The sequence below is a fragment of the Pseudomonas sp. GW456-12-10-14-LB2 genome, assembly GCF_002884345.1.
Taxonomy (GTDB): Bacteria; Pseudomonadota; Gammaproteobacteria; order Pseudomonadales; family Pseudomonadaceae; genus Aquipseudomonas; species Aquipseudomonas paraglycinae.
The window spans coordinates 42,988-64,915 of the sequence record NZ_POHV01000026.1 but is presented as its reverse complement, the minus strand read 5'-3'; the positions used below and the strand labels follow the sequence as shown (position 1 = coordinate 64,915).

25 protein-coding genes are annotated in these 21,928 nt (G+C 58.9%); 10 read left to right on the top strand and 15 right to left on the bottom strand.

Going from position 1 to position 21,928, the window contains the following annotated elements; genetic code table 11:
• Nucleotides 1-13: 13 nt before the first annotated feature.
• Nucleotides 14-355: a Grx4 family monothiol glutaredoxin gene (gene grxD / locus C1X29_RS18665; protein ID WP_003227729.1), complete on the top strand. Its 342-nt coding sequence runs from the start codon at nucleotides 14-16 to the stop codon at nucleotides 353-355.
• Between the two features lie 106 nt (nucleotides 356-461).
• Here the strand turns inward: grxD and bfr are convergent, their stop codons facing one another.
• Nucleotides 462-938: a bacterioferritin gene (bfr, locus tag C1X29_RS18660; protein WP_011335740.1), complete on the bottom strand. Its 477-nt coding sequence runs from the start codon at nucleotides 936-938 to the stop codon at nucleotides 462-464.
• Nucleotides 939-1,137: 199 nt separating this feature from the next.
• Nucleotides 1,138-1,356: a bacterioferritin-associated ferredoxin gene (locus C1X29_RS18655; protein ID WP_007953193.1), complete on the bottom strand. Its 219-nt coding sequence runs from the start codon at nucleotides 1,354-1,356 to the stop codon at nucleotides 1,138-1,140.
• Nucleotides 1,357-1,647: 291 nt separating this feature from the next.
• On the opposite strand from C1X29_RS18655, the gene C1X29_RS18650 reads away from it, so the two are divergent.
• Complete coding sequence (locus C1X29_RS18650; protein ID WP_007953195.1) at nucleotides 1,648-2,250, top strand: peroxiredoxin; 603 nt, start codon at nucleotides 1,648-1,650, stop codon at nucleotides 2,248-2,250.
• A gap of 74 nt (nucleotides 2,251-2,324) precedes the next feature.
• Here the strand turns inward: C1X29_RS18650 and rnt are convergent, their stop codons facing one another.
• Nucleotides 2,325-2,999, bottom strand: a complete 675-nt coding sequence (gene rnt, locus C1X29_RS18645) for a ribonuclease T (RefSeq protein WP_007953196.1) — start codon at nucleotides 2,997-2,999, stop codon at nucleotides 2,325-2,327.
• Nucleotides 2,996-4,042, bottom strand: coding sequence for a dihydroorotase (pyrC, locus tag C1X29_RS18640; RefSeq protein WP_039765844.1), 1,047 nt, complete (start codon nucleotides 4,040-4,042; stop codon nucleotides 2,996-2,998). Before pyrC ends, rnt begins: the two co-directional genes overlap by 4 nt.
• 160 nt (nucleotides 4,043-4,202) lie before the next feature.
• Here pyrC and C1X29_RS18635 point away from each other — a divergent pair, with 160 nt between their 5' ends.
• Both C1X29_RS18635 and C1X29_RS18630 read left to right on the top strand, forming a co-directional pair.
• Complete coding sequence (locus tag C1X29_RS18635; protein WP_102718073.1) at nucleotides 4,203-5,111, top strand: OmpA family protein; 909 nt, start codon at nucleotides 4,203-4,205, stop codon at nucleotides 5,109-5,111.
• 129 nt (nucleotides 5,112-5,240) lie between these two features.
• Nucleotides 5,241-6,458 (top strand): argininosuccinate synthase, encoded by a 1,218-nt coding sequence (locus C1X29_RS18630; protein WP_007953201.1) that lies wholly within the window; start codon nucleotides 5,241-5,243, stop codon nucleotides 6,456-6,458.
• 155 nt (nucleotides 6,459-6,613) lie between these two features.
• On the opposite strand, the gene C1X29_RS18625 is transcribed toward C1X29_RS18630, so the two are convergent.
• Nucleotides 6,614-7,198 (bottom strand): hypothetical protein, encoded by a 585-nt coding sequence (locus C1X29_RS18625; RefSeq protein ID WP_102718072.1) that lies wholly within the window; start codon nucleotides 7,196-7,198, stop codon nucleotides 6,614-6,616.
• 396 nt (nucleotides 7,199-7,594) lie between these two features.
• Here C1X29_RS18625 and C1X29_RS18620 point away from each other — a divergent pair, with 396 nt between their 5' ends.
• On the top strand, nucleotides 7,595-8,221 hold the full coding sequence (locus tag C1X29_RS18620; protein ID WP_102718071.1) for a response regulator transcription factor: 627 nt from the start codon (nucleotides 7,595-7,597) through the stop codon (nucleotides 8,219-8,221).
• Nucleotides 8,222-8,309: 88 nt separating this feature from the next.
• On the opposite strand, the gene C1X29_RS18615 is transcribed toward C1X29_RS18620, so the two are convergent.
• From C1X29_RS18615 to metG, 8 genes are all read right to left on the bottom strand, one after another.
• Nucleotides 8,310-8,489: a PA3496 family putative envelope integrity protein gene (locus C1X29_RS18615; protein WP_007953204.1), complete on the bottom strand. Its 180-nt coding sequence runs from the start codon at nucleotides 8,487-8,489 to the stop codon at nucleotides 8,310-8,312.
• A 107-nt stretch (nucleotides 8,490-8,596) separates the two neighbouring features.
• The gene (gene nth, locus C1X29_RS18610) at nucleotides 8,597-9,235 is read right to left on the bottom strand and encodes an endonuclease III (RefSeq protein WP_007953205.1); all 639 of its coding nucleotides are present in this window, start codon (nucleotides 9,233-9,235) and stop codon (nucleotides 8,597-8,599) included.
• On the bottom strand, nucleotides 9,232-9,813 hold the full coding sequence (locus tag C1X29_RS18605) for an Rnf-Nqr domain containing protein (RefSeq protein WP_085745273.1): 582 nt from the start codon (nucleotides 9,811-9,813) through the stop codon (nucleotides 9,232-9,234). The genes nth and C1X29_RS18605 overlap by 4 nt, the downstream gene beginning before the upstream one ends.
• The gene (locus tag C1X29_RS18600) at nucleotides 9,810-10,415 is read right to left on the bottom strand and encodes an RnfABCDGE type electron transport complex subunit G (RefSeq protein ID WP_085745272.1); all 606 of its coding nucleotides are present in this window, start codon (nucleotides 10,413-10,415) and stop codon (nucleotides 9,810-9,812) included. The genes C1X29_RS18605 and C1X29_RS18600 overlap by 4 nt, the downstream gene beginning before the upstream one ends.
• Nucleotides 10,412-11,395 (bottom strand): RnfABCDGE type electron transport complex subunit D, encoded by a 984-nt coding sequence (locus tag C1X29_RS18595; RefSeq protein WP_102718070.1) that lies wholly within the window; start codon nucleotides 11,393-11,395, stop codon nucleotides 10,412-10,414. Before C1X29_RS18595 ends, C1X29_RS18600 begins: the two co-directional genes overlap by 4 nt.
• Complete coding sequence (gene rsxB / locus C1X29_RS18590; RefSeq protein ID WP_102718069.1) at nucleotides 11,382-12,596, bottom strand: electron transport complex subunit RsxB; 1,215 nt, start codon at nucleotides 12,594-12,596, stop codon at nucleotides 11,382-11,384. The genes C1X29_RS18595 and rsxB overlap by 14 nt, the downstream gene beginning before the upstream one ends.
• Entirely contained in the window at nucleotides 12,593-13,162 is a 570-nt protein-coding gene (locus tag C1X29_RS18585) for an electron transport complex protein RnfA (protein WP_102687208.1), read from the bottom strand. Before C1X29_RS18585 ends, rsxB begins: the two co-directional genes overlap by 4 nt.
• Before the next feature lie 131 nt (nucleotides 13,163-13,293).
• Complete coding sequence (metG, locus tag C1X29_RS18580; RefSeq protein WP_102718068.1) at nucleotides 13,294-15,345, bottom strand: methionine--tRNA ligase; 2,052 nt, start codon at nucleotides 15,343-15,345, stop codon at nucleotides 13,294-13,296.
• 155 nt (nucleotides 15,346-15,500) lie between these two features.
• Here metG and apbC point away from each other — a divergent pair, with 155 nt between their 5' ends.
• The gene (apbC, locus tag C1X29_RS18575; protein ID WP_085745267.1) at nucleotides 15,501-16,595 is read left to right on the top strand and encodes an iron-sulfur cluster carrier protein ApbC; all 1,095 of its coding nucleotides are present in this window, start codon (nucleotides 15,501-15,503) and stop codon (nucleotides 16,593-16,595) included.
• Nucleotides 16,596-16,663: 68 nt separating this feature from the next.
• Here the strand turns inward: apbC and C1X29_RS18570 are convergent, their stop codons facing one another.
• Nucleotides 16,664-17,422 (bottom strand): SDR family oxidoreductase, encoded by a 759-nt coding sequence (locus tag C1X29_RS18570; RefSeq protein ID WP_102718067.1) that lies wholly within the window; start codon nucleotides 17,420-17,422, stop codon nucleotides 16,664-16,666.
• Between the two features lie 160 nt (nucleotides 17,423-17,582).
• Between C1X29_RS18570 and C1X29_RS18565 the strand changes: the two genes are divergently transcribed.
• The 4 genes from C1X29_RS18565 (at nucleotide 17,583) to groL (ending at nucleotide 21,107) form a co-directional block, all read left to right on the top strand.
• Nucleotides 17,583-18,314 (top strand): HugZ family protein, encoded by a 732-nt coding sequence (locus C1X29_RS18565; RefSeq protein ID WP_085745266.1) that lies wholly within the window; start codon nucleotides 17,583-17,585, stop codon nucleotides 18,312-18,314.
• A gap of 65 nt (nucleotides 18,315-18,379) precedes the next feature.
• Nucleotides 18,380-18,856 (top strand): FxsA family protein, encoded by a 477-nt coding sequence (locus C1X29_RS18560; RefSeq protein ID WP_007953217.1) that lies wholly within the window; start codon nucleotides 18,380-18,382, stop codon nucleotides 18,854-18,856.
• Nucleotides 18,857-19,115: 259 nt separating this feature from the next.
• The gene (locus tag C1X29_RS18555; protein ID WP_011335724.1) at nucleotides 19,116-19,409 is read left to right on the top strand and encodes a co-chaperone GroES; all 294 of its coding nucleotides are present in this window, start codon (nucleotides 19,116-19,118) and stop codon (nucleotides 19,407-19,409) included.
• 51 nt (nucleotides 19,410-19,460) lie between these two features.
• The gene (gene groL, locus C1X29_RS18550; protein WP_007953220.1) at nucleotides 19,461-21,107 is read left to right on the top strand and encodes a chaperonin GroEL; all 1,647 of its coding nucleotides are present in this window, start codon (nucleotides 19,461-19,463) and stop codon (nucleotides 21,105-21,107) included.
• Nucleotides 21,108-21,181: 74 nt separating this feature from the next.
• Here the strand turns inward: groL and C1X29_RS18545 are convergent, their stop codons facing one another.
• Entirely contained in the window at nucleotides 21,182-21,925 is a 744-nt protein-coding gene (locus C1X29_RS18545; protein WP_102687212.1) for a phosphatase PAP2 family protein, read from the bottom strand.
• Nucleotides 21,926-21,928 lie beyond the last annotated feature (3 nt).

Here is a 21,928-nt window from a genome sequence, read left to right as displayed (position 1 = left end):
GCCGAGGTGCTCCATGGATATCATCGAAACGATTAAAGAGCAGATTGCCAACAACACCATTCTGCTTTACATGAAAGGCTCGCCGAATGCCCCGCAGTGTGGCTTCTCCGCGAAAGCTGCGCAGGCTGTGATGGGCTGTGGCGAGAAGTTCGCCTACGTCGACATCCTGCAGAACCCGGAAATCCGTGCCAACCTGCCAAAGTACGCCAACTGGCCGACTTTCCCGCAACTGTGGGTCGGCGGTGAACTGGTCGGCGGCAGCGACATCATGGCTGAAATGTTCGCCAACGGTGAGCTGCAGACTCTGGTCAAGGAAGCATCCGCCAAGGCTGCTGCGGCCAAGTCCGAAGCCTGATTGGCTTCTGCCCGGGTTTCAGCCAGTCTGAAATCCGGGCAATAAAAAGCCCCGCCTCTTGAAAGAGGGCGGGGCTTTTTAGTGTCTCGAGTTTAGCGCTGGCTAATTACTCGTCTTCGCCCATCTGCGATTGCAGATAGTTCTCAAGACCGACTTTATCGATCAGGCCCAGTTGGGTTTCCAGCCAGTCGATGTGTTCTTCCTCGGATTCGAGGATGTCTTCGAGCAGTTCGCGGCTGCCGAAGTCACCGACGGATTCGCAGTGGGCGATGGCGGCCTTCAGATCGGCGTGGCCGGTCTTCTCGATACGCAGGTCGCACTCCAGCATTTCCTTGGTGTGCTCGCCGATGTGCAGCTTGCCCAGATCCTGCACGTTCGGCAGGCCTTCGAGGAACAGGATGCGCTTGATCAGCTTGTCCGCGTGCTTCATCTCGTCGATGGATTCGTGGTACTCGTGTTTGCCGAGCTTGTTCAGGCCCCAATCTTCATACATGCGTGCATGCAGGAAGTACTGATTGATCGCGACCAGCTCATTGGCAAGGATCTTGTTGAGATGCTGGATGACTGTTACGTCGCCTTTCATGATGGGAGTCCTGCCCTAAGTAACGGTATATAAGGCAGAGTTTGAGCTTGGTATTTATAAGTGTCAAACCTAAGTTATTGAATAATAAATGAAAATTAATCGGAATAAGAATGTTTGTGTTCCGCGTCTGGGCGCTAAGCAGTTGATTTTCAGGCATAAAAAAACCGGACTTAAGTCCGGTTCTTCGAAATCGGGGTAATTATGCGGCGGTAAATTCTGCCGGGTAGGGGATCGCAGCCTGGGCGGTTTGCAGCTTGGTCAGGGTTTCGCGAACCACTTCCTTCGCCAGGCACGCACATTTGCCGCATTGGCTGGCTACGCCGGTGGCCTGGCGGACTTCTTTATAGCTGCAGCAACCTTCATAGATCGCTTCGCGGATCTGTCCGTCGGTGACGCCAGTGCAGAGGCAAACATACATAAGTGAGAACCGTCGCTGGTTGTGACTCAATTGCGATGGATCTTAATGTTAACGAGAATGATTGTCAAAGTGCTTTCCCAGTGGTTTTCATCGCCAACGCCTGTGACTGACGAACGGTGGTACATGGCCGGATGCCAGCCGGGATTTCGCGAAAAACCTTTGAGGACAGTCGAAAAACGCAGTGTATGATGGTCGGCCCTTGCGAAGGGGGTTCGTGTCACAGGGCTGTCGCCTGAGGGTGGCAGGCTGGCCCGAACCCTGAACTTCAAGTTTCTACACCAGGAGATATCAATGAGCGTACTCGTAGGCAAACAAGCCCCTGACTTCACCGTCCCGGCCGTACTCGGCAATGGCGAGATCGTTGACAGCTTCACCCTGTCCTCGGCCATCAAAGGCAAATACGGCCTGGTGTTCTTCTACCCGCTGGACTTCACCTTCGTCTGCCCGTCCGAGCTGATCGCTCTGGACAACCGCATGGCCGACTTCAAGGCACGCAATGTAGAAGTGATCGCCGTGTCGATCGACTCGCACTTCACCCACAACGCCTGGCGCAACACTCCGGTCAACAATGGCGGCATCGGTCAGGTGAAATACACCATGGCTGCCGACATGAAGCACGACATCGCCAAGGCCTACGACGTTGAATCCGAGGGCGGCGTGGCTTTCCGTGGCGCGTTCCTGATCGACGACAAAGGCGTTGTCCGCTCGCAGATCGTCAACGACCTGCCGCTGGGCCGTAACATGGAAGAGCTGATCCGTCTGGTCGACGCTCTGCAATTCCACGAAGAGCACGGCGAAGTCTGCCCTGCCAACTGGAAAAAAGGCGACAAAGGCATGAACGCTTCGCCAGAAGGCGTTGCGGCTTACCTGACCGAGAACGCTGCTGCCCTGTAAGGCGCAACGTCGAGGTACAAAAAAACCGGCCCATGTGGCCGGTTTTTTCATGAATGGAAGAAACCCGACGAGTATCAGTCGTCGAAGTCTTCCCAACCGCCCATCTGTTTCCACCGGTTGACGATGCCGCAGAACAGCTCGGCCGTCTTCTCGGTGTCGTAACGCGCAGAGTGCGCTTCACGGCCATCGAAGTCGATATCGGCTGCCTGACAGGCCTTGGCCAATACGGTTTGACCGTAAGCCAGACCGGCGAGGGTCGCAGTGTCGAAGCTGGAGAATGGGTGGAATGGGTTGCGCTTCATGTCCAGCCGCGCGACGGCGGCGTTGAGGAAGCCCAGGTCGAAGCTGCTGTTGTGGCCGACCAGAATCGCCCGCTTGCAGCCGTTGGCCTTCAAGGCCTTGCGCACGCCACGGAAGATGTCGGTCAGCGCCGTTTCTTCGCTGACGGCCATGCGCAACGGGTGATCGAGCTTGATCCCGGTGAACTCCAGCGCCGCCGCTTCAACGTTGGCGCCTTCGAACGGCTCGACGCGAAAGAAGTAGGTGTGATCCGGGTAGACGAAACCCTTTTCATCCATGGCGATGGTGGTCGCGGCAATCTCCAGCAGAGCGTCGGTGGCCGAGTTGAAACCACCGGTTTCTACGTCGACGACAACCGGCAGGTAGCCGCGAAAACGTGCTGCCATTGGATGGCGCGAACCGCCGCCACCTTGACCGTCCAGTTCGTCGTCGAAATGGTCTTCACTCACGCGTGTTCCTCCAGCAGGCGCCAGCGCAGTTTTTCACCGGCGCGCAGCGGGATAACGGTCAGCTCGCCGAAAGGCAGGCTGGTCGGGGCGGTCCATTCGTCACGAACCAGGGTGATGCGATCGGTGTTCGCCGGTAGGCCGTAGAAACGCGGGCCGTTGAGGCTGGCGAAGGCTTCGAGCTTGTCCAGCGCATTGCGCTGTTCGAAGGCTTCGGCATACAGCTCGATGGCGGCGTACGCGGTGTAGCAGCCGGCGCAGCCGCAGGCGGCTTCCTTGGCGTGCTGGGCGTGCGGCGCCGAGTCGGTACCGAGGAAGAACTTCGCGCTGCCACTGGTGGCCGCGTCGAGCAAAGCTTCCTGATGGGTATTACGCTTGAGGATCGGCAGGCAGTAGAAGTGCGGCCGGATCCCGCCCACCAGCATGTGGTTGCGGTTGTAGAGCAGGTGATGCGCGGTGATGGTCGCGCCGACGTTGGCCGAAGCCTCGTTGACGAACTGCACGGCGTCGCCGGTGGTGATGTGTTCGAACACCACTTTCAGCGTCGGGAAACGCTCGACCACGCGACGCATGTGCTCGTCGATGAAGATTTTTTCGCGGTCGAACACATCGACGTCGCCACGGGTGACTTCACCGTGGATCAACAGCGGCATGCCGACTTCGGCCATGGCTTCCAGCGCCGGGAAAATCTTGTCGATGCTGGTGACCCCGGAATCGGAGTTGGTGGTGGCGCCGGCCGGGTACAGCTTGGCGGCGTGCACGAAACCGCTGGCCTTGGCCTCACGGATTTCTTCGGGCTGGGTGCGGTCGGTGAGGTACAGCACCATCAGCGGCTCGAAACGACTGCCGGCCGGGCGGGCAGCGAGAATCCGCTGGCGATAGCCGTCGGCTTCAGCGGCGTTGCGCACCGGAGGTACCAGGTTGGGCATGATGATGGCGCGACCAAAGGTGCGCGCGACATCCGCAACGGTATTGGTCAACACGGCACCATCGCGAAGATGAATGTGCCAGTCGTCGGGACGCAGCAGGGTCAGGCGGTCGGACATGAGGGGATTCCAGGCGGGTCAAACTGAGGCGAATGCTACCGGAAAAGACTCTTGCAGGCACTCGCTATCAAGTTTTGCGACGAGCGTCCGATATCCCATAGGTATGCCGTAAAGATGTATGTCTCGGTCTTTTTTGTTGTAGAAGCCAATGGAGCCTCCCGTGCGCCAGCGATATTTAGCCTTGCTCAGTGTGTTTGCCAGCCTTCCCGCGATGGCACTGACCTACCAGACCCGTCTGGAGAACATTGAGTGGACGGTCGAGGGCGACAAGTTCGAGTGCCGCCTGACGCAGCCGATCACCGACTTCGGCTCGGGGCAATTCGTGCGCAAGGCCGGCGAGCAGGCGACCTTCCGCCTGAACGCCTTCAACGCCATGCTCGGCGGCGGTTCGGCGACCCTGCTGGCAGCGGCTGCGCCGTGGCAGCCGGGACGTGGCGACATCAATCTGGGCACGGTTCGACTGGGCAGCGGCAACGTGCTGTTCAACAGTTCTCAGTCCCAGGCCGGGCAACTGATCAGCGGGCTGATGGACGGTCGCAGCCCGGTGGTACGCCGGGCATCGGGCGATGGTCGGGTGTCGGAAGTGCGCCTGTTGCCGGTCAAGTTCAGCAAGGCGTTCAATGACTATCAGACCTGCGTGGCGAAACTGCTCCCGCAGAATTTCGATCAGGTCAAACAATCGCAGATCGGCTTCCCCGGCGAAGGCATCGAACTGGACGCCGCCGCCAAGGCCAAGCTGCAAGTGATGCTCGAGTATATGAAGGCCGATCCGACGGTCAATCACATCGAACTCGACGGCCATTCCGACAACAGCGGCAATCGCCTGACCAATCGCGAACTGTCGCGTCGCCGCGCGCTGGCGGTGGTCGACTTCTTCAAGGCCAATGGCATCCAGGAATCGCAGATCACCGTGCGTTTCCATGGTGAGCGTTATCCTCTGGTGCCGAACACCAATGCCGCCAACCGGGCCAAGAACCGTCGGGTCAACGTACACCTGGCGCGGGTGGCACCGACGACTGCTCCGGCACCTCAGGCCAGCACGCCTGCCAACACGGCGGCGACTTCCTGACCTGCCGGTCATCGTCGCCCTCTCGACAGAATCTGTCGCTTTGTCGTCTTAAGCTGTCGCGCCTCTGTAAATTATCGCGTTTGAGCGGTAGACTCCTCGGCTTTCCGTAGAACCCCGTGGAGTGATGGCATGGCGGACGTAAACAAGGTCGTTCTGGCGTATTCCGGCGGCCTGGACACTTCGGTGATCCTCAAGTGGCTGCAGGATACTTATAACTGTGAAGTCGTGACCTTCACCGCTGACCTGGGTCAGGGCGAAGAAGTCGAGCCGGCTCGCGCCAAGGCGCAGGCCATGGGCGTCAAAGAAATCTACATCGACGACCTGCGCGAAGAATTCGTGCGTGACTTCGTGTTCCCGATGTTCCGTGCCAACACCGTTTACGAAGGCGAGTACCTGCTGGGTACTTCCATTGCGCGTCCGCTGATCGCCAAGCGTCTGATCGAAATCGCCAACGAAACCGGCGCCGACGCCATTTCCCACGGCGCGACCGGCAAGGGCAACGACCAGGTCCGTTTCGAACTGGGTGCCTACGCACTCAAGCCAGGCGTGAAAGTGATCGCCCCTTGGCGCGAGTGGGACCTGCTGTCCCGCGAGAAGCTGATGGACTACGCCGAGAAGCACGCGATCCCGATCGAGCGTCATGGCAAGAAGAAATCCCCGTACTCGATGGACGCCAACCTGCTGCACATCTCCTATGAAGGCGGCGTGCTGGAAGACACCTGGACCGAGCACGAAGAAGACATGTGGCGCTGGACCGTCTCCCCGGAGAAGGCTCCCGACACCCCGCAATATCTGGAACTGACCTACCGCAACGGCGACATCGTTGCGCTGGACGGCGTTGAAATGACCCCGGCCACCGTGCTGGCGACGCTGAACAAGATCGGTGGCGAGCACGGCATCGGCCGTCTGGACATCGTCGAGAACCGTTACGTCGGCATGAAGTCACGTGGCTGCTACGAAACCCCGGGCGGCACCATCATGCTGCGCGCTCACCGCGCCATCGAATCGATCACCCTGGACCGCGAAGTCGCTCACCTCAAAGACGAGCTGATGCCGAAGTACGCCAGCCTGATCTACACCGGTTACTGGTGGAGCCCTGAGCGTCTGATGCTGCAACAGATGATCGACGCCTCCCAGGTCAACGTGAACGGCGTAGTGCGCCTGAAGCTGTACAAGGGCAACGTGATCGTGACCGGCCGCAAGTCCGACGATTCGCTGTTCGACGCCAACATCGCGACCTTCGAAGAAGACGGCGGCGCCTACAACCAGGCCGACGCGGCGGGCTTCATCAAGCTCAACGCGCTACGCATGCGCATTGCTGCCAACAAGGGCCGCAAGCTGTTCTGAGTCCATCGGGACTTGATGTGAAAAAACGGCCTTGTCTTAATGACAAGGCCGTTTTTGGTGTTTCTTTTTCGACCTGATTGATATCGGTCAGCGTTCCCGTCTTCATCGGCTGTAGATCTTGCATTGCATGGATGTCGCGCTCCGCGTTCTATTTTTTAAAACTTTCCCAATACGGAAATGTTAGATGACTGGGTGTTGTAAATACTAAAGTACGTTGTTCCTTGTGGCGTTTTCGCCTGTTTTGCTGATCTGGCGACATGTTCATTGAGTAAAATGTCCGACACTGCGTCAGTTAAAAAAAGGAATAATCGGGGCGAATGCTTGTTTGGGTGTGGGATTTTTTCCAGTAGCTCCTCTATTTTCAGAGTCGTGTTTTTCTGTCGAGCATCAATGATGTACACCTCGCTCAACGGTTTCGGTAGTTTTATTGGGTATGACCCGCTATTGACGTGTTCGCAGGGTACTTCTGGTGGGTGGGTAGTTGTTTCCTCGAAAGCCTTCAGGAAATTCTTGTCATTATCAAAATCCGAAGGTGCATATAGTGCGCGATAGTTAAAGTTGAGTGTGATGAAAAATAGAAGCAGCAGGTAGAAAGGAAAGGTGATCAGAAACCAGACGTAGATTTCCCGTTCATTGTTATTGAGGAATGGCAGGGAAACGGCAGCGGAAGTCTCTGATATAAATGCAAAGATGGCGATAACGCTGATCGGGTTGGGTATCTTCTTGTTGAGTTTTAGCATGTTATTTACTCATGGTTTTAGTCTTTCTCGTTGTCTTGGGTTGGGTGGGTGTGAAATGACTGGGTCAGTCTGAGGTGTGTTTTTTGTGTTTATATTAATTCTCGTGTTTGCGATACCGATAAGTTGTATCTGCTGTTTTTTTGTGCTCGATAATAACTCGTGTTTTTTTTCCTTTTTGGATTTGCGGGCGCTCTCTTAAGCAGGGTGGCAGGCGTTCGTCGTACTGAAAATAGTTTATGTTTTTGTGTGGGTGAGTCATTTCTGTAGGAATAGTCTTTATTGGCTGTAGGAGGCGTCTCTCGCTACCCGTGTAGAGGAACTTCTCTATGCCATGTAGGAAATGACTACGTTATTGTGCCGGTTCTAAAAATTCGAACAGCGAAACTGGACTTGCCCATGAATAAAGTGCTGATCGTGGATGATCACCCCGTCATTCGTCTTGCGGTACGTATGCTGATGGAACGTCATGGCTACGAAGTCATTGCAGAAACCGATAATGGCGTAGATGCGTTACAACTGGCTCGTGACCAGATGCCGGATATCGTCATTCTGGATATCGGCATACCGAAACTGGATGGACTGGAAGTCATCGCGCGCCTTACAACAAGTGCAATGCTGTTGAAAGTGCTCGTGCTGACGTCCCAGTCACCGGGACACTTCTCCATGCGATGCATGCAGTCGGGGGCGGCGGGATATGTTTGCAAGCAACAGGATCTGACGGAGTTGCTGAGTGCAATCAAGGCGGTACTGTCTGGATACAGCTATTTTCCGAACCAGGCGTTGCACACCGTGCGAACCAGCCTGGGGAATGCCAGCGAGGCGGACATGGTTGATCGCCTGTCCGGGCGCGAGATGATGGTGTTGCAGCAATTGGCGCGCGGCAAGACCAACAAGGAGATTGCCGACGGAATGTTCCTCAGCAACAAGACCGTGAGTACCTACAAGACTCGGTTGTTATTGAAACTCAATGCGCGCTCGCTGGTGGATCTGATTGAACTGGCGCAACGAAACGGCCTTGTCTGAGGGTTTCAGTGGCTGACGGATCATGGGCGGATCGGAATCAGCGTGTGACATAAAGAGAAAAGCCTCCGTTTCAGGAGGCTTTCAAATGTCAGAGATCAAAATCGTAATCGGCCAATTGCTTCTGCAGTCGGCGCTCCTCGAGCAGGTTGTCGATGGTTCGGCGTTTGCTCAAGTTGGTCTTGGCGACTTCAACCACAGGTTCGGCATCATCGGCCTCCGTGGCGATAAAATCGTCATCCGCTTCTAATTGCTCTTTGCTGGTGCTCATAAGGTCGACTCCAGGCTAAGACTGCCTTTGGCGCTCCTTATATCGATATTCCAGCAGATGGTAAAAAAGATTTTTTCAATCGATAAATCAATAAAACCCATAGCCGCTCAATCGTCGGAAGTTTTGTGCTTGTAATCGCACAGATCTTCGATCCGACAGCTGCCGCAACGGGGTTTGCGCGCCAGACACACGTAGCGTCCGTGAAGAATGAGCCAGTGGTGCGAGTCGAGCAGGTATTCCTTTGGCACAAATTTCATCAGCTTCTTTTCCACCTCGACCACATTTTTACCCGGTGCAATCCCGGTGCGGTTGCTGACCCGGAAAATGTGGGTGTCCACCGCCATGGTCAACTGGCGGAACGCGGTGTTTAGCACCACGTTGGCGGTTTTGCGGCCAACGCCGGGCAAGGCTTCCAGTTCTTCGCGCGTCTGCGGGACTTCGCCATTGTGCAACTCGACCAGCAGGCGGCAGGTCTCGATCACGTTTTTGGCCTTGCTGTTGTAGAGGCCGATAGTCTTGATGTACTCGGACAACCCTTCGACGCCCAAGGCGTGAATGGCTGCCGGCGTGTTCGCCACCGGGAACAGCTTGGCCGTCGCCTTGTTTACCCCGACGTCCGTTGATTGCGCGGACAGAATCACCGCGATCAACAGTTCGAAAGGCGACGAGTAGGCCAGTTCGGTCTTGGGTTCGGGGTTGTCCTCGTGAAGCCTGCGGAAGATCTCCAGACGTTTTGCGGCATTCATGGGTGATGCGTTTCCTCGGGTAGGTCGGAGGGGCGAGCCCAGGCCTGACGGGCGGCCAGTAACAGTCCAAGCAATATGAAGGCGCCGGGCGCCAGCGTCGCGAAATGCAGGCCGTCGCCGAACAGAATCAAACCTTGCCAGTGTTCCGACAAATGATGGCCGATGCTGCCCTGACCGATCAGCTCACGCAACACCGCGAGCACAATCATCAGTGCGGCAAACAGGCCGCACAGTTTCAGTCGATTACGGACAGACCGGCGAAAAAATCCATTGTGCTCCAGCACGACGCACTGCAAGCCGATCAGCCCGGCATAAAGACTGATCAGTTGATGCCACTGCAGCGCACCGCGTTGCAGAACAATATCGGCGCTGCCGGCCAGGGTCGCGGCCAGTACCAGGCTGACCGGCAACAGGCTCTCGTTGCTCAGGCGCGAGCGCAGCGGTGCCATGCACAAACCGTAAATGCCCACGACAACCGCAAATATCAACAGAGTCGCCAGCGCGCCCGCCACAGAGTCGGTGGCACCGATCAACAACACCAGCATCATTGAGTTCGCCAGAGTCGCTGACGTATTCATGGCGTGCTCCCGAGCAGGGTCGTCCGGTGTTCATCAAAGTAACGCAGGGCATCGTGGATGGCATTGATGGCCGCGCGAGAGGTAATGGTTGCGCCCGCGATCTGGTCGAATTGCCCCTGATCCTTCTTCAAGGCCCATCCGGCGTCCGTCGGTTGGTTGCTCGATTTTCCGCTAAAGGTCTGAAGCCAGCTATTTGGCCAGTCGCCGATATGTCCACCCAGCGAAGGTGTTTCGTTTTGCTCGAGGGTTTTTACACCGAGCAATCGGCCGTTAGCGTCGATGGCAATCAGCAACTCGATATTGCCGGCATAACCTTGGGCCTGGCTGCGCAACAGGACTGCCACGGGTTGGCCGCCTTTGCTCGCCCGATAACCGCCCAGCAACAGACTGTGGCTCAGGTTGATGTCGGTCAGCGCCAGAGGTTGTTCAAGCGGCTGATTGTCGTAAGCGTCGACCGGCAGCACGTCCAACAGCTTGCGACTTTCAAGCAGACGCTGTTCGGCGGCGATCTGAGGTGCGTTGCTGCGTTGCACCAACCACGTCACGCCGATGCCCAACGCAGTAATCAACGCCAGTGTGATCAGGCTGTTCGTCCGGTTCATGGCGCCACCTGCGCCTGACGGGCCATCGCGAAGCGCTCCAGCGCCGGCACGCACAGGTTCATCAACAGCACCGCGAACGCCACGCCATCCGGGTAACCACCCCACGTGCGAATCACGTAAGTCAGCAAGCCCACGCCGACACCGAACAGCAGGCGGGCGAGCGGACTTTTTGCTCCCGACACCGGTTCAGTGACGATGAAAAATGCCCCCAGCATCGTCGCGCCGCTCAGCAGGTGAAACAGTGGCGAGCCGTGGGAGTCGGATCCCGAACCGTTCCAGCACAACAGGCTGATCACGAACAGGCTGGCGAGCATGCCGACCGGCGCGTGCCAGCCAAACACTCGACGCTGCAACAAAAACAGTCCACCGGCGAGGAACGCCAGGTTCACCCATTCAACGCCGTGCCCGCCAAAGCGCCCGAATGCCGGATTGCCGGCAAACAGTTCGTCCATGGTCAGGCTTTTATTGATGCGCAGACTGTCCAGCGCGGTGGCCTGAACCCAGGCATCCGGTTGCGCGCCCAGATTGAACACCTGGCCAAAAGCCGCCGCCAGATCCATGCCATGGCCCGGCCAGTGGGTCATCGGCTGAGGAAACATCACCATGGCCAGTGCGAAGCCGAGCATGGCCGGATTGAACGGGTTTCGGCCCACGCCACCGTAGAGATGCTTGCCCAGCAGCAGGCCCGAGGCGATCGCCGTGACCGTCAGCCACCACGGGCAATAGGGCGGCAGCGCGATCGCCAGCAGCGTGGCGCTGACCACTGCGCTGCCATCGGTCAAGGTGGCCTGCAGAGGTTGCCGACGCAGATGAGTCACGGCAGCTTCAACGCCCAAGGCCGTGACAACGGACAGGATCAGGTTGATCAGCACGCCCCAACCGTAAAACCAGAACAACGCCAGCCATCCCGGCAATGTCGCCAGTAAAACCAGCTTCATTGCCTGTTGCAGGCGCTCGTCTCCGGTTTCAATGGATGACATGGGCTTTTACCTGCTGCTCTGCTTCTTGCAGGCGGGCGCGGGCCTTTTCGAGGATGTCGGCGGGCGTGCCGTCGCGTCGTTGCAGTTTGTTCAGATCGGCGCGAGCGTAGGCCAGTTCGGTTTTCAGTTTACGAAGGTGGTCGTCGATCGGACGTTTCTCGACACGCACAAGCTCGGGCGCCGGTTGATCGCTTGCCGCTTCGGCGTTGTGCAACGCCTGTTCGGCGTCACGCAGCGCTTGCTCCAGCGCGGCGATCTCGGCTGGCGGAGCCTCTGCGGTTTGCGCCTTTTTCAGCTCGGCGCGGCGCATCGCCAACTGGATCTTCGCCCGTTTCAGATCGGCGTCCTTCGCCGGAGCGGCCACGACTGGCGCAGGTGCCGCGCTGTTTTCCAGCTTCGCCAGTGCCTGTTCGGCCGCCTCGAACTGCTGTTGCAGGAGGATCAGTTGCGATTGCTGATCGAAGGTCGGCGGATGACCGAACGCCTTGAGCGACTTGTTCAATTGCGCCCGGCTCATGGCCACGTCGATCTTGGCTTTTTTCAGCGCAGCATCGGCGGTCGCGGCCTTTTGCGCGCGCACCCGTTCCAGCGCCGCCTGCGCCGGATCGAGCGTGGTGGCGGCGACTTCGACCTGTGCCGCGCGCTGTGTCCGGGCCTCGCGCTCGGCCTGCTTCTGCTGTTCTTCGCGTTGCAGGCGAGCATTGCGCCGTTCAAAGCGTTGTCGGGCGTGATCGCGTTTGGCCGCGCGGGCCTGTTGTTCTTCAAGGCTGGCGGCCAGACCGCCTACCACCGGCAGTGTGCCCAAAGGCAGCGGGTGCATCTCGATGCAATCGACCGGGCAGGGCGCCACGCACAGATCGCAACCGGTGCATTCGTCGATGATGACGGTGTGCATCAGCTTCGCTGCGCCGACAATGGCGTCGATCGGGCAGGCCTGAATGCACTTGGTGCAGCCGATGCATTCGGCTTCGCGGATGTAGGCCACTTGCGGCGGCGCCGAACCACGACTGATGTCCAGCTCCAGCACCGGGATTTTCAACAGTTCGGCCAGCGCCGCGATGGTTTCGTCGCCACCCGGCGGGCACTTGTTGATCGGCTCGCCGTCGGCAATGCCTTCAGCGTAGGGTTTGCATCCGGGATGGCCGCACTTGCCGCATTGGGTCTGCGGCAGCAGGGCATCGATGCGTTGAATCAGACTCATGTTTTGATCAGTCCACTGAATCCGAGAAAAGCCACGGCCATCAGTCCGGCGCCGATCAACAGGATCGGCAGGCCACGAAAGGGCAGGGGAATATCGTTGTCGGCCGTGCGCTCACGCAAATCGCTGAACAGGCTCAACACCAGCCAGAAACCCAGACCGGCGCCAAGGCTCAGCGCTGTCGCATGAAACAGGCCTTTGTCCGCTTGCGCGTTGATCAGCGTCAGCCCCAGCACACCGGCATTGCCCAGCAGCAGCGGCCACAAACCGTCGAACGGCATATCGGGTCGCCAACGCGTCAGCAACTTCAGCAACGGCGTGATCAGCAGGACGCTCAGCGGCAGGAATACAAACAGCCGCAGGAATTCCAGTTGCAACGGCACCAGTAGCCAATGCCAGATCGCATAACCCGCCACACCGACAATCAGCATCAGGCACAACGTTGCCAGCCCCAGCGCATGCACCTGACGGCGTTCGCCAGCCAACAGCGGATCGACGCCCAGCGGCCAGTGCAACACGAAGTTGTTGATCAGCGCAGCACTGAAGAGCGTAAGCACGAGTTCGGTCATGGTTCTGCCGGTGAGAGCGGGCGGGTGTCACTTAAGATTAGGCATTATCCGGCCGCCATGACGGGTGGGCCAGATATGAAAAATCCCACAGGCGCACGGGGTACGCCTGTGGGATCGGTCAGTGCAGAACCTTACTTGATGCGCTGACCCGGCTTGGCGCCGCTGTCCGGGCTCAGCAGGTAGATTTCTTCACCGCCAGGGCCGGCCGCCATCACCATGCCTTCGGAGATGCCGAACTTCATTTTCCGTGGCTTGAGGTTGGCGATCATCATGGTCAGACGACCGTCGAGTTTCGACGGATCCGGGTAGGCGCTCTTGATCCCGGAGAACACGTTGCGTTGCTCGTCACCGATGTCCAGGGTCAGACGCAGCAGCTTGTCCGCGCCTTCAACGTGTTCGGCCTTGACGATCAGCGCCACGCGCAGGTCGACAGCGGCGAAGGTGTCGAAGTCGATTTCCGGCGACAGCGGATCCTTGGCCAGTTCGCCATTGCCGGCAGGCGCGGCGGCGCCGGTGTCGGTCTGGCTGGCGGTCAGGTCTTCTTTCGAGGCGTCGGTCATGGCTTGCACTTTTACCGGGTCGATGCGGGTCATCAACGGTTTGAATTCGTTCAGCTGGTGGTTGGCCAGCAGGGTGGTGTGGTCGTTCCAGGTCAGCGGGGCGACGTTGAGGAACGCCTCGGCATCGGCGGCCAGCACTGGCAGCACCGGTTTGAGGAAGATCACCAGCTGGCGGAACAGGTTGATCGCCGTGGCGCAAACCGCCTGGACTTCATCCTGCTTGCCTTCCTGCTTGTTCAGCGACCACGGCGCCTTGTCGGCGATCCAGGCGTTGGCGCGGTCGGCCAGGGCCATGGTTTCGCGCATGGCCCGGGCAAAATCGCGGGCTTCATAGGCGTCGGCGATGCTCGGCGCAGCAGCCAGGAACGCTTCGGTCAGTTCCGGCGCGGCGTTGGTGTCCACCAGCAGACCGGCGTTGCCCTTCTGGATGAAACCGGCGCAACGGCTGGCGATGTTGACCACTTTGCCGACCAGGTCGGAGTTGACCTTCTGCACGAAGTCTTCGAGGTTCAGGTCGAGGTCGTCCACGCCACGGCCCAGTTTGGCCGCGTAGTAGTAGCGCAGGTATTCCGGTGACAGGTGATCCAGGTAGGTACGGGCCTTGATGAAGGTGCCGCGGGACTTGGACATCTTCTGACCGTTGACCGTCAGGTAGCCGTGCACGTTGATCCCGGTCGGCTTGCGGAAACCCGCGCCTTCGAGCATCGCCGGCCAGAACAGGGCGTGGAAGTTGACGATGTCCTTGCCGATGAAGTGATACAGCTCGGCGGTGGAGTCCTTGCCCCAGAACGCGTCGAATTCCAGCTCCGGCGTACGGTTGCAGAGGTTCTTGAAGCTGGCCATGTAGCCGATCGGCGCGTCCAGCCACACGTAGAAGTACTTGCCTGGCTCGCCCGGGATCTCGAAGCCGAAGTACGGTGCATCGCGGGAGATGTCCCACTGTTGCAGGCCGGCGTCCAGCCATTCGGCGATCTTGTTGGCCACGGCGTCTTGCAGGGTGCCGCTGCGGGTCCAGGCCTGCAGCATTTCCTGGAAGTCCGGCAGCTTGAAGAAGAAGTGCTGGGAATCCTTGAGCACCGGGGTGGCGCCGGAGATGGCCGACTTCGGATCCTTCAGGTCGGTCGGCGCGTAGGTTGCACCGCATTTTTCGCAGTTGTCGCCGTACTGGTCTTCGGTGCCGCATTTCGGACAGGTGCCCTTGATGAAGCGGTCGGCCAGGAACATTTTCTTTTCCGGGTCGAAATACTGGGTGATCGAACGTTGGGCGATGTGCCCGGCGTCACGCAGCTTCAGGTAGATCTGGCTCGACAGCTCACGGTTTTCTTCTGCGTGAGTGGAGTGGAAGTTGTCGAAGTCCACCAGGAACTCGGCAAAGTCGGCGCTGTGTTCGGCCTGGACGTTGGCGATCAGTTGTTCCGGGGTGATGCCTTCCTTTTCCGCGCGCAGCATGATCGCCGAACCGTGGGCGTCGTCGGCGCAGACATAAATGCACTGATTGCCGCGATGCTTCTGGAAGCGCACCCACATATCGGTCTGGATGTATTCCAGCATATGGCCAAGGTGGATCGAACCGTTGGCGTAGGGCAGGGCGCTGGTGACGAGAATCTTGCGTGGTTCGGACATGTGGGGCTTCGCTACTTGATGAAACGGAGGTCGGCCACTATAAAGCGCCGGGAAAGATATTTCACCTCTGCAAATCGTTGCCGGGCATGCCGTCCGGAGGACAGAAGGGGTAGGATACCCGCCATCTTTTCCCAGTCTTGTTATCGGAGTTGCCCATGAGTGCCGTCACTCGCGCAGCGGTGGAAGCCGTCCTCAGCCAATACACCGACCCTTACCTGAATCAGGATCCGGTCAGCGCCGGTTGCGTGCGCAACATCGAAATCACCGGCGATCGCGTCAGCGTGCAACTGGAAATCGGTTATGCCGCCGGTCTGTTCAAGAGCGGCTGGGCGCAATTGCTGCAACTGGCCATCGAAAACCTCGACGGCGTGGTGTCGGCCAAGGTTGAAGTCAACAGCGTGATCGCCGCGCACAAGGCCCAGGCACAGATCCCAGGGCTGGCCAACGTCAAGAACGTGGTCGCCGTGGCATCGGGCAAGGGCGGTGTGGGCAAATCCACCACCGCCGCCAACCTGGCGCTGGCGCTGGCTCGCGAAGGTGCGAAGGTCGGGATTCTCGACGCCGATATCTACGGCCCGAGTCAGGGCATCATGTTCGGCATTCCCGAGGGCACCCGACCGCAGATCAAGGATCAGAAGTGGTTCGTGCCGTTGCAGGCCCATGGCGTGGAAGTGATGTCGATGGCGTTCCTGACCGACGACAACACGCCGATGGTCTGGCGCGGGCCGATGGTCTCCGGCGCGCTGCTGCAGCTGGTCACGCAAACCGCTTGGGGCGACCTGGATTATCTGGTGATCGACATGCCGCCAGGCACCGGCGACATCCAGCTGACCCTGGCGCAGAAAGTCCCGGTGGCCGGTGCTGTGATTGTCACGACACCGCAGGATCTGGCGCTGCTGGACGCGCGTAAAGGCGTGGAGATGTTCCGCAAGGTCAACATTCCGGTGCTGGGCGTGGTGGAAAACATGGCCGTGCACATCTGCTCGAACTGCGGACACGCCGAGCATCTGTTCGGTGAGGGCGGTGGCGAGAAGCTGGCGACCCAGTTCGGCGTCGAGCTGCTGGCTTCGTTGCCGCTGTCGATGCTGATCCGCGAACAGGCCGATGGCGGCAAGCCAACGGTGATTTCCGAGCCGGACAGCCAGATCGCCATGGTTTACCAGGAGCTGGCCCGCCACGTCGGCGCGCGGATCGTGTTGCAGGAAGCGGCTTCGCCGGCGATGCCGAACATCACCATCAGCGACGATTGATGGCTGTGGTTTAAACAAAAACGCCCCGGTGCCTGTGCACCGGGGCGTTTTTCATTACGCGACAGAGGTCAGATGCGCAACCCGCCATCCATCTCCAGAATCCGGCCGGTGTAGTAGTCGTTCTCGAAGATGTACGCCGCCGAGTGGGCGATTTCTTCCGGCTTGCCCATGCGCTTGAGCGGAATGCCCGAGGTCATTTTCTCCAGCGCTTCGGGTTTCATGCCCAGGGTCATTTCGGTTTCGATGAAGCCCGGTGCAATGCCCGCCACGCGAATGCCGTAGCGCGCCAGTTCCTTGGCCCAGGTCACGGTCGCTGCCGCCACACCGGCCTTGGCGGCGGAGTAGTTGGTCTGGCCGACGTTGCCCGCGCGGGAGATCGACGAGATGTTGATGATCGCGCCGCTGTTCTTCATCTCGACCATTTTCGCCGCCACTTCACGGGTGCAGAGGAACACGCCGGTCAGGTTGACGTCGATCACCGCCTGCCACTGGGCCAGGCTCATCTTGGTCATCTCGCCGTCCTTGACCTTGAGCAGCAGGCCGTCGCGCAGGATCCCTGCGTTGTTGATCAGGCCGTGGATCGCGCCAAAGTCTTCGGCGACCTGGGCAACCATGTGCGTCACCTGCTCTTCGTTGGCGACGTTGCACAGGTAGCTGCGCGCCTCGACACCCTTGGCCTTGCAGGTCGCAACCGCGTCGTCGAGTTTTTCCTGGTTCAGGTCGACCAGCGCCAGCTTCGCGCCCTTGCCCGCGAAATACTCGGCCATCGAGCGGCCCAAGCCTTGGCAACCGCCAGTGATAATGATTACTTTGTCGTTGAGTTGCATTCGCATGCCCCCGAGAGCAGGTCAGAGTGGTCCTTACAGGTAGCCTCTCGATCTGCACCGGCCAGCAGCCTGTTGCACATGAGAACTGCCCGATGGCGAGTGGGACAAAACCCATGCGCCTGTCCGTTTTGTCGACGGATTCTATTTAAGGAGTCATAAATTGAGCGTTGAAGCGGCTAAGAATGCCCGAGAATTGCTTCTCAAGGAATACCGTGGCGTGCTGTCGACCCACTCCAAATCAATGCCCGGTTTTCCATTCGGCTCTGTGGTTCCCTACTGCCTGGACGACCAGGGCCGGCCGCTGATCCTGATCAGCCGCATCGCCCAGCACACTCACAATCTGCAGAAAGATCCGAAATGTTCGCTGCTGGTGGGCGAGCGCGAGGCTGACGATGTGCAAGCCGTTGGTCGCCTGACCTATCTGGCCGAGGCGGAAAAACTCGAAGACGCTGCCGCCATCGAAGCCGCCGCCGAGCGTTACTACCGCTATTTCCCCGATTCGCAGAATTACCACAAGGCCCACGATTTCGATTTCTGGGTGCTCAATCCGGTGCGCCATCGCTACATCGGCGGTTTTGGCGCGATCCACTGGGTCGATCACCTGACCCTGGCCAACCCGTTCGCCGGCAAGGCCGAAATCAGCATGGTCGAGCACATGAACAGTGACCACGCCAAGGCCATCGCCCATTACGTCGACCTCGCCGGTCTGCCGAAAACCGTACCGGCGCAACTGGCCGGGATCGACACCGAAGGCATGCACCTGCGCATCGGTCAGGCGCTGTACTGGCTGCCGTTTCAAGCGCCTTGTCATACGCCGATACAAGTGCGCGAGGCCTTGGTTTCTCTGGCTCACGCCGAGGTCTGGCCAAAAAATGCGGTGGCCGACGCTTGAATTCACGAAAGGGCGACGTCATCTAAGGCTTACTGCAAGGCATTTCTTGCGTTGAGGAAACTTTGATGCGCCCTTTTTTGTTGCTCTTTCTGCTGTTCCCGGTGTTGGAGCTGTTCGTATTCGTCAAAGTGGCAGGATCGATCGGATTTTTCCCGGCCCTGCTGCTGATCATTCTCGGCTCGATGTTCGGCGTGTTTGTGCTGCGCGTCGCCGGGCTGGCCACCGCACTGCGTGCCCGTGAAAGCCTGAACCGCGGCGAACTGCCTGCGCAAACCATGCTGGAAGGCCTGATGCTGGCCCTGGCCGGTGGTCTGTTGATCCTGCCGGGCTTTATCAGCGACGTGGTCGGTCTGGTGCTGCTGTTGCCGTTCAGTCGTCGACTGGTCGCCAACAAGATGCGCCAGCGTGCCGAAGAACAGGCCATGCGCCAGCGAGCGTTCGCCGATGACCTGCAACCTCGCGGCGGTCCTGCACCGCGCCAGCCTCTTGGCCGCGAAGGTGATGTGATCGAAGGCGAATTCGAACACCGCGACACCAAGTAACTTCTACGTCGACACGGCACCTTCGGGTGCCGTGTTCGTTTGTGGGGCGAATTCATGCAATGTGCGTGAAAATTTTTTAGCCCCCGCCCTTGTAATAAGCTTATGCGCCCTTATGTATCGGTCACCGAAAGGTTTCCGGTATTTGAACCGGACAGACTTCCGCGGTTCGCTCGACGAGCCGCAACCGGCGCAGGCCGGATTCGTTAAACCCGCCGGGACTACACCGGCCGATGAAAACCACAATTAGGAGAGATCGACAATGAAGCTTCGTCCTCTGCATGACCGCGTCGTCATCCGTCGCAGCGAAGAAGAAAAGAAAACCGCTGGCGGTATCGTCCTGCCAGGTTCGGCTGCTGAAAAAGCCAACCACGGTGAGATTCTGGCTGTAGGCCCGGGCAAGGCACTGGAAAGCGGTGAAGTGCGCGCACTGTCCGTGAAGGTAGGCGACAAGGTTGTGTTCGGTCCGTACTCCGGCAGCAACACTGTGAAAGTCGACGGCGAAGACCTGCTGGTAATGAGCGAGAACGAAATCCTCGCCGTTATCGAAGGCTGATTACCCCCGTTCATTTTCCCGCTACTACAAAGTATTTAAGGAATATCGATCATGGCTGCTAAAGAAGTTAAATTCGGCGATTCCGCCCGCAAGAAAATGCTGGTTGGCGTAAACGTCCTGGCTGACGCGGTAAAAGCGACCCTGGGCCCGAAAGGCCGTAACGTGATTCTCGAGAAGAGCTTCGGCGCTCCGACCATCACCAAGGACGGCGTTTCCGTCGCCAAGGAAATCGAACTCGAAGACCGTTTCGAAAACATGGGCGCGCAGCTGGTCAAAGACGTTGCCTCCCGTGCCAACGATGACGCTGGTGACGGTACTACCACCGCTACCGTTCTGGCTCAGTCGATCGTCAACGAAGGCCTGAAAGCCGTCGCTGCCGGCATGAACCCGATGGACCTGAAGCGCGGTATCGACAAAGCGACCATCGCGATCGTCAAAGAACTGAAAGCCCTGTCCAAGCCATGCGCCGACACCAAGGCTATCGCTCAGGTAGGCACCATCTCCGCCAACTCCGACAACTCCATCGGCGACATCATTGCCGAAGCCATGGAAAAAGTCGGTAAAGAAGGCGTGATCACCGTTGAAGAAGGCTCGGGCCTGGAAAACGAACTGTCGGTTGTAGAAGGCATGCAGTTCGACCGTGGCTACCTGTCCCCGTACTTCGTCAACAAGCCGGACACCATGGTTGCCGAGCTGGAAGGCGCGCTGATCCTGCTGGTCGACAAGAAGATCTCGAACATCCGCGAAATGCTGCCAGTGCTGGAAGCCGTTGCCAAAGCCGGCCGTCCACTGCTGATCGTTGCCGAAGACGTTGAAGGCGAAGCCCTGGCGACTCTGGTCGTGAACAACATGCGTGGCATCGTTAAAGTCGCAGCCGTCAAGGCTCCAGGCTTCGGCGACCGTCGCAAGGCCATGCTGCAGGACATCGCTGTTCTGACCGGCGGTACCGTTATCTCCGAAGAGATCGGCCTGAGCCTGGAAAGCACCACCCTGGAACACCTGGGTAGCGCCAAGCGCGTGACCCTGTCCAAGGAAAACACCATCATCGTTGACGGTGCTGGCGTTCAAGGCGACATCGAAGCCCGTATCGCTCAGATCCGTGCCCAGGTTGCCGAGACTTCCTCGGACTACGACCGTGAAAAACTGCAAGAGCGTCTGGCCAAGCTGTCCGGCGGCGTTGCAGTGATCAAGGTTGGCGCCGGTTCCGAAGTTGAAATGAAAGAGAAGAAAGCCCGCGTTGAAGACGCCCTGCACGCAACCCGCGCAGCCGTTGAAGAAGGCGTGGTACCTGGCGGTGGCGTTGCGCTGATCCGCGCTCTGGAAGCCCTGACCGAACTGAAAGGCGACAACGCTGACCAGAACGTCGGTATCGCTGTACTGCGCCGCGCTGTTGAAGCGCCGCTGCGCCAGATCGTTGCCAACTCCGGCGACGAGCCAAGCGTGGTTGTCGACAAGGTCAAGAACGGCGAAGGCAGCTTCGGCTACAACGCTGCTACCGGCGAATACGGCGACATGATCGAAATGGGCATCCTGGACCCAACCAAGGTCACCCGTTCGGCTCTGCAAGCTGCAGCCTCCATCGGCGGTCTGATCCTGACCACCGAAGCTGCTGTTGCTGACGCACCGAAGAAAGAAGGTGCAGCTGGCGGCGGTATGCCAGACATGGGCGGCATGGGTGGCATGGGCGGCATGATGTAAGCCAGCCTCACCCTGTAACGAAAAACCCCGTCTGCGAAAGCAGACGGGGTTTTTTATTGCCCGCGTTTCAGGGGTCAGGCGTTGGCGGGTTGTGCCAACGTCGTGGCCTGGTTCTTGGCTGCCGGGCGATACAGAATCCAGTAATACGAACCCAGACAGATCAGCCAGCAGAAGATCGCCGTCCACACGTTGTGGGAGAAGAAGTGCGCACCCTGCATCATCCGGCTGATCGAAAACACCGAACCCAGCGCAAAGGCAAAGATGAATGCCTGACGGGCCAGCCGCGGGCGGCGGTCACGCAGCACGAAGAACAGCGCAAACAAGGTGAAACCGGTGGCCGCATGACCACCCGGCCAGCAACGACCGGGCTTGTCGGTCGGCGGGCGATGATCCAGCAGTTTGCTGTAGGTTTCGTGGCCACCGAACTGTTCGAGGCTCCATGGGCATTGCACCGCCGTCACGGCTTTCACCGGCGTGACAAACGAGGTGGCCAGACCCAGCGACAACACCAGGCAACCCAGTTCACGCTTGAATGGTTTGAGCCGTTCGATGAAAAAAGCACCGATGAACCCGAGGATGGATAACACCGAAAAGGCGATCACCACTTGTTTGGCGCGGTCGTGGAGGATGTCTTCGAGAAAGTAACTGTGGCGGCCGATGAAGTCGCCCGCGACCGGATCGTAAAACAGCCGGGCCAGATCCATGTCCAGGTCGGTCAGCTCCAGCAACACCAGAATGACCGCCGCGACGGCGGGAATGCCCAGGCAAAGCCATACATTCAAAGGCCTTGAAGCAGGGCGGGCAGAGATCGAAACCATGGC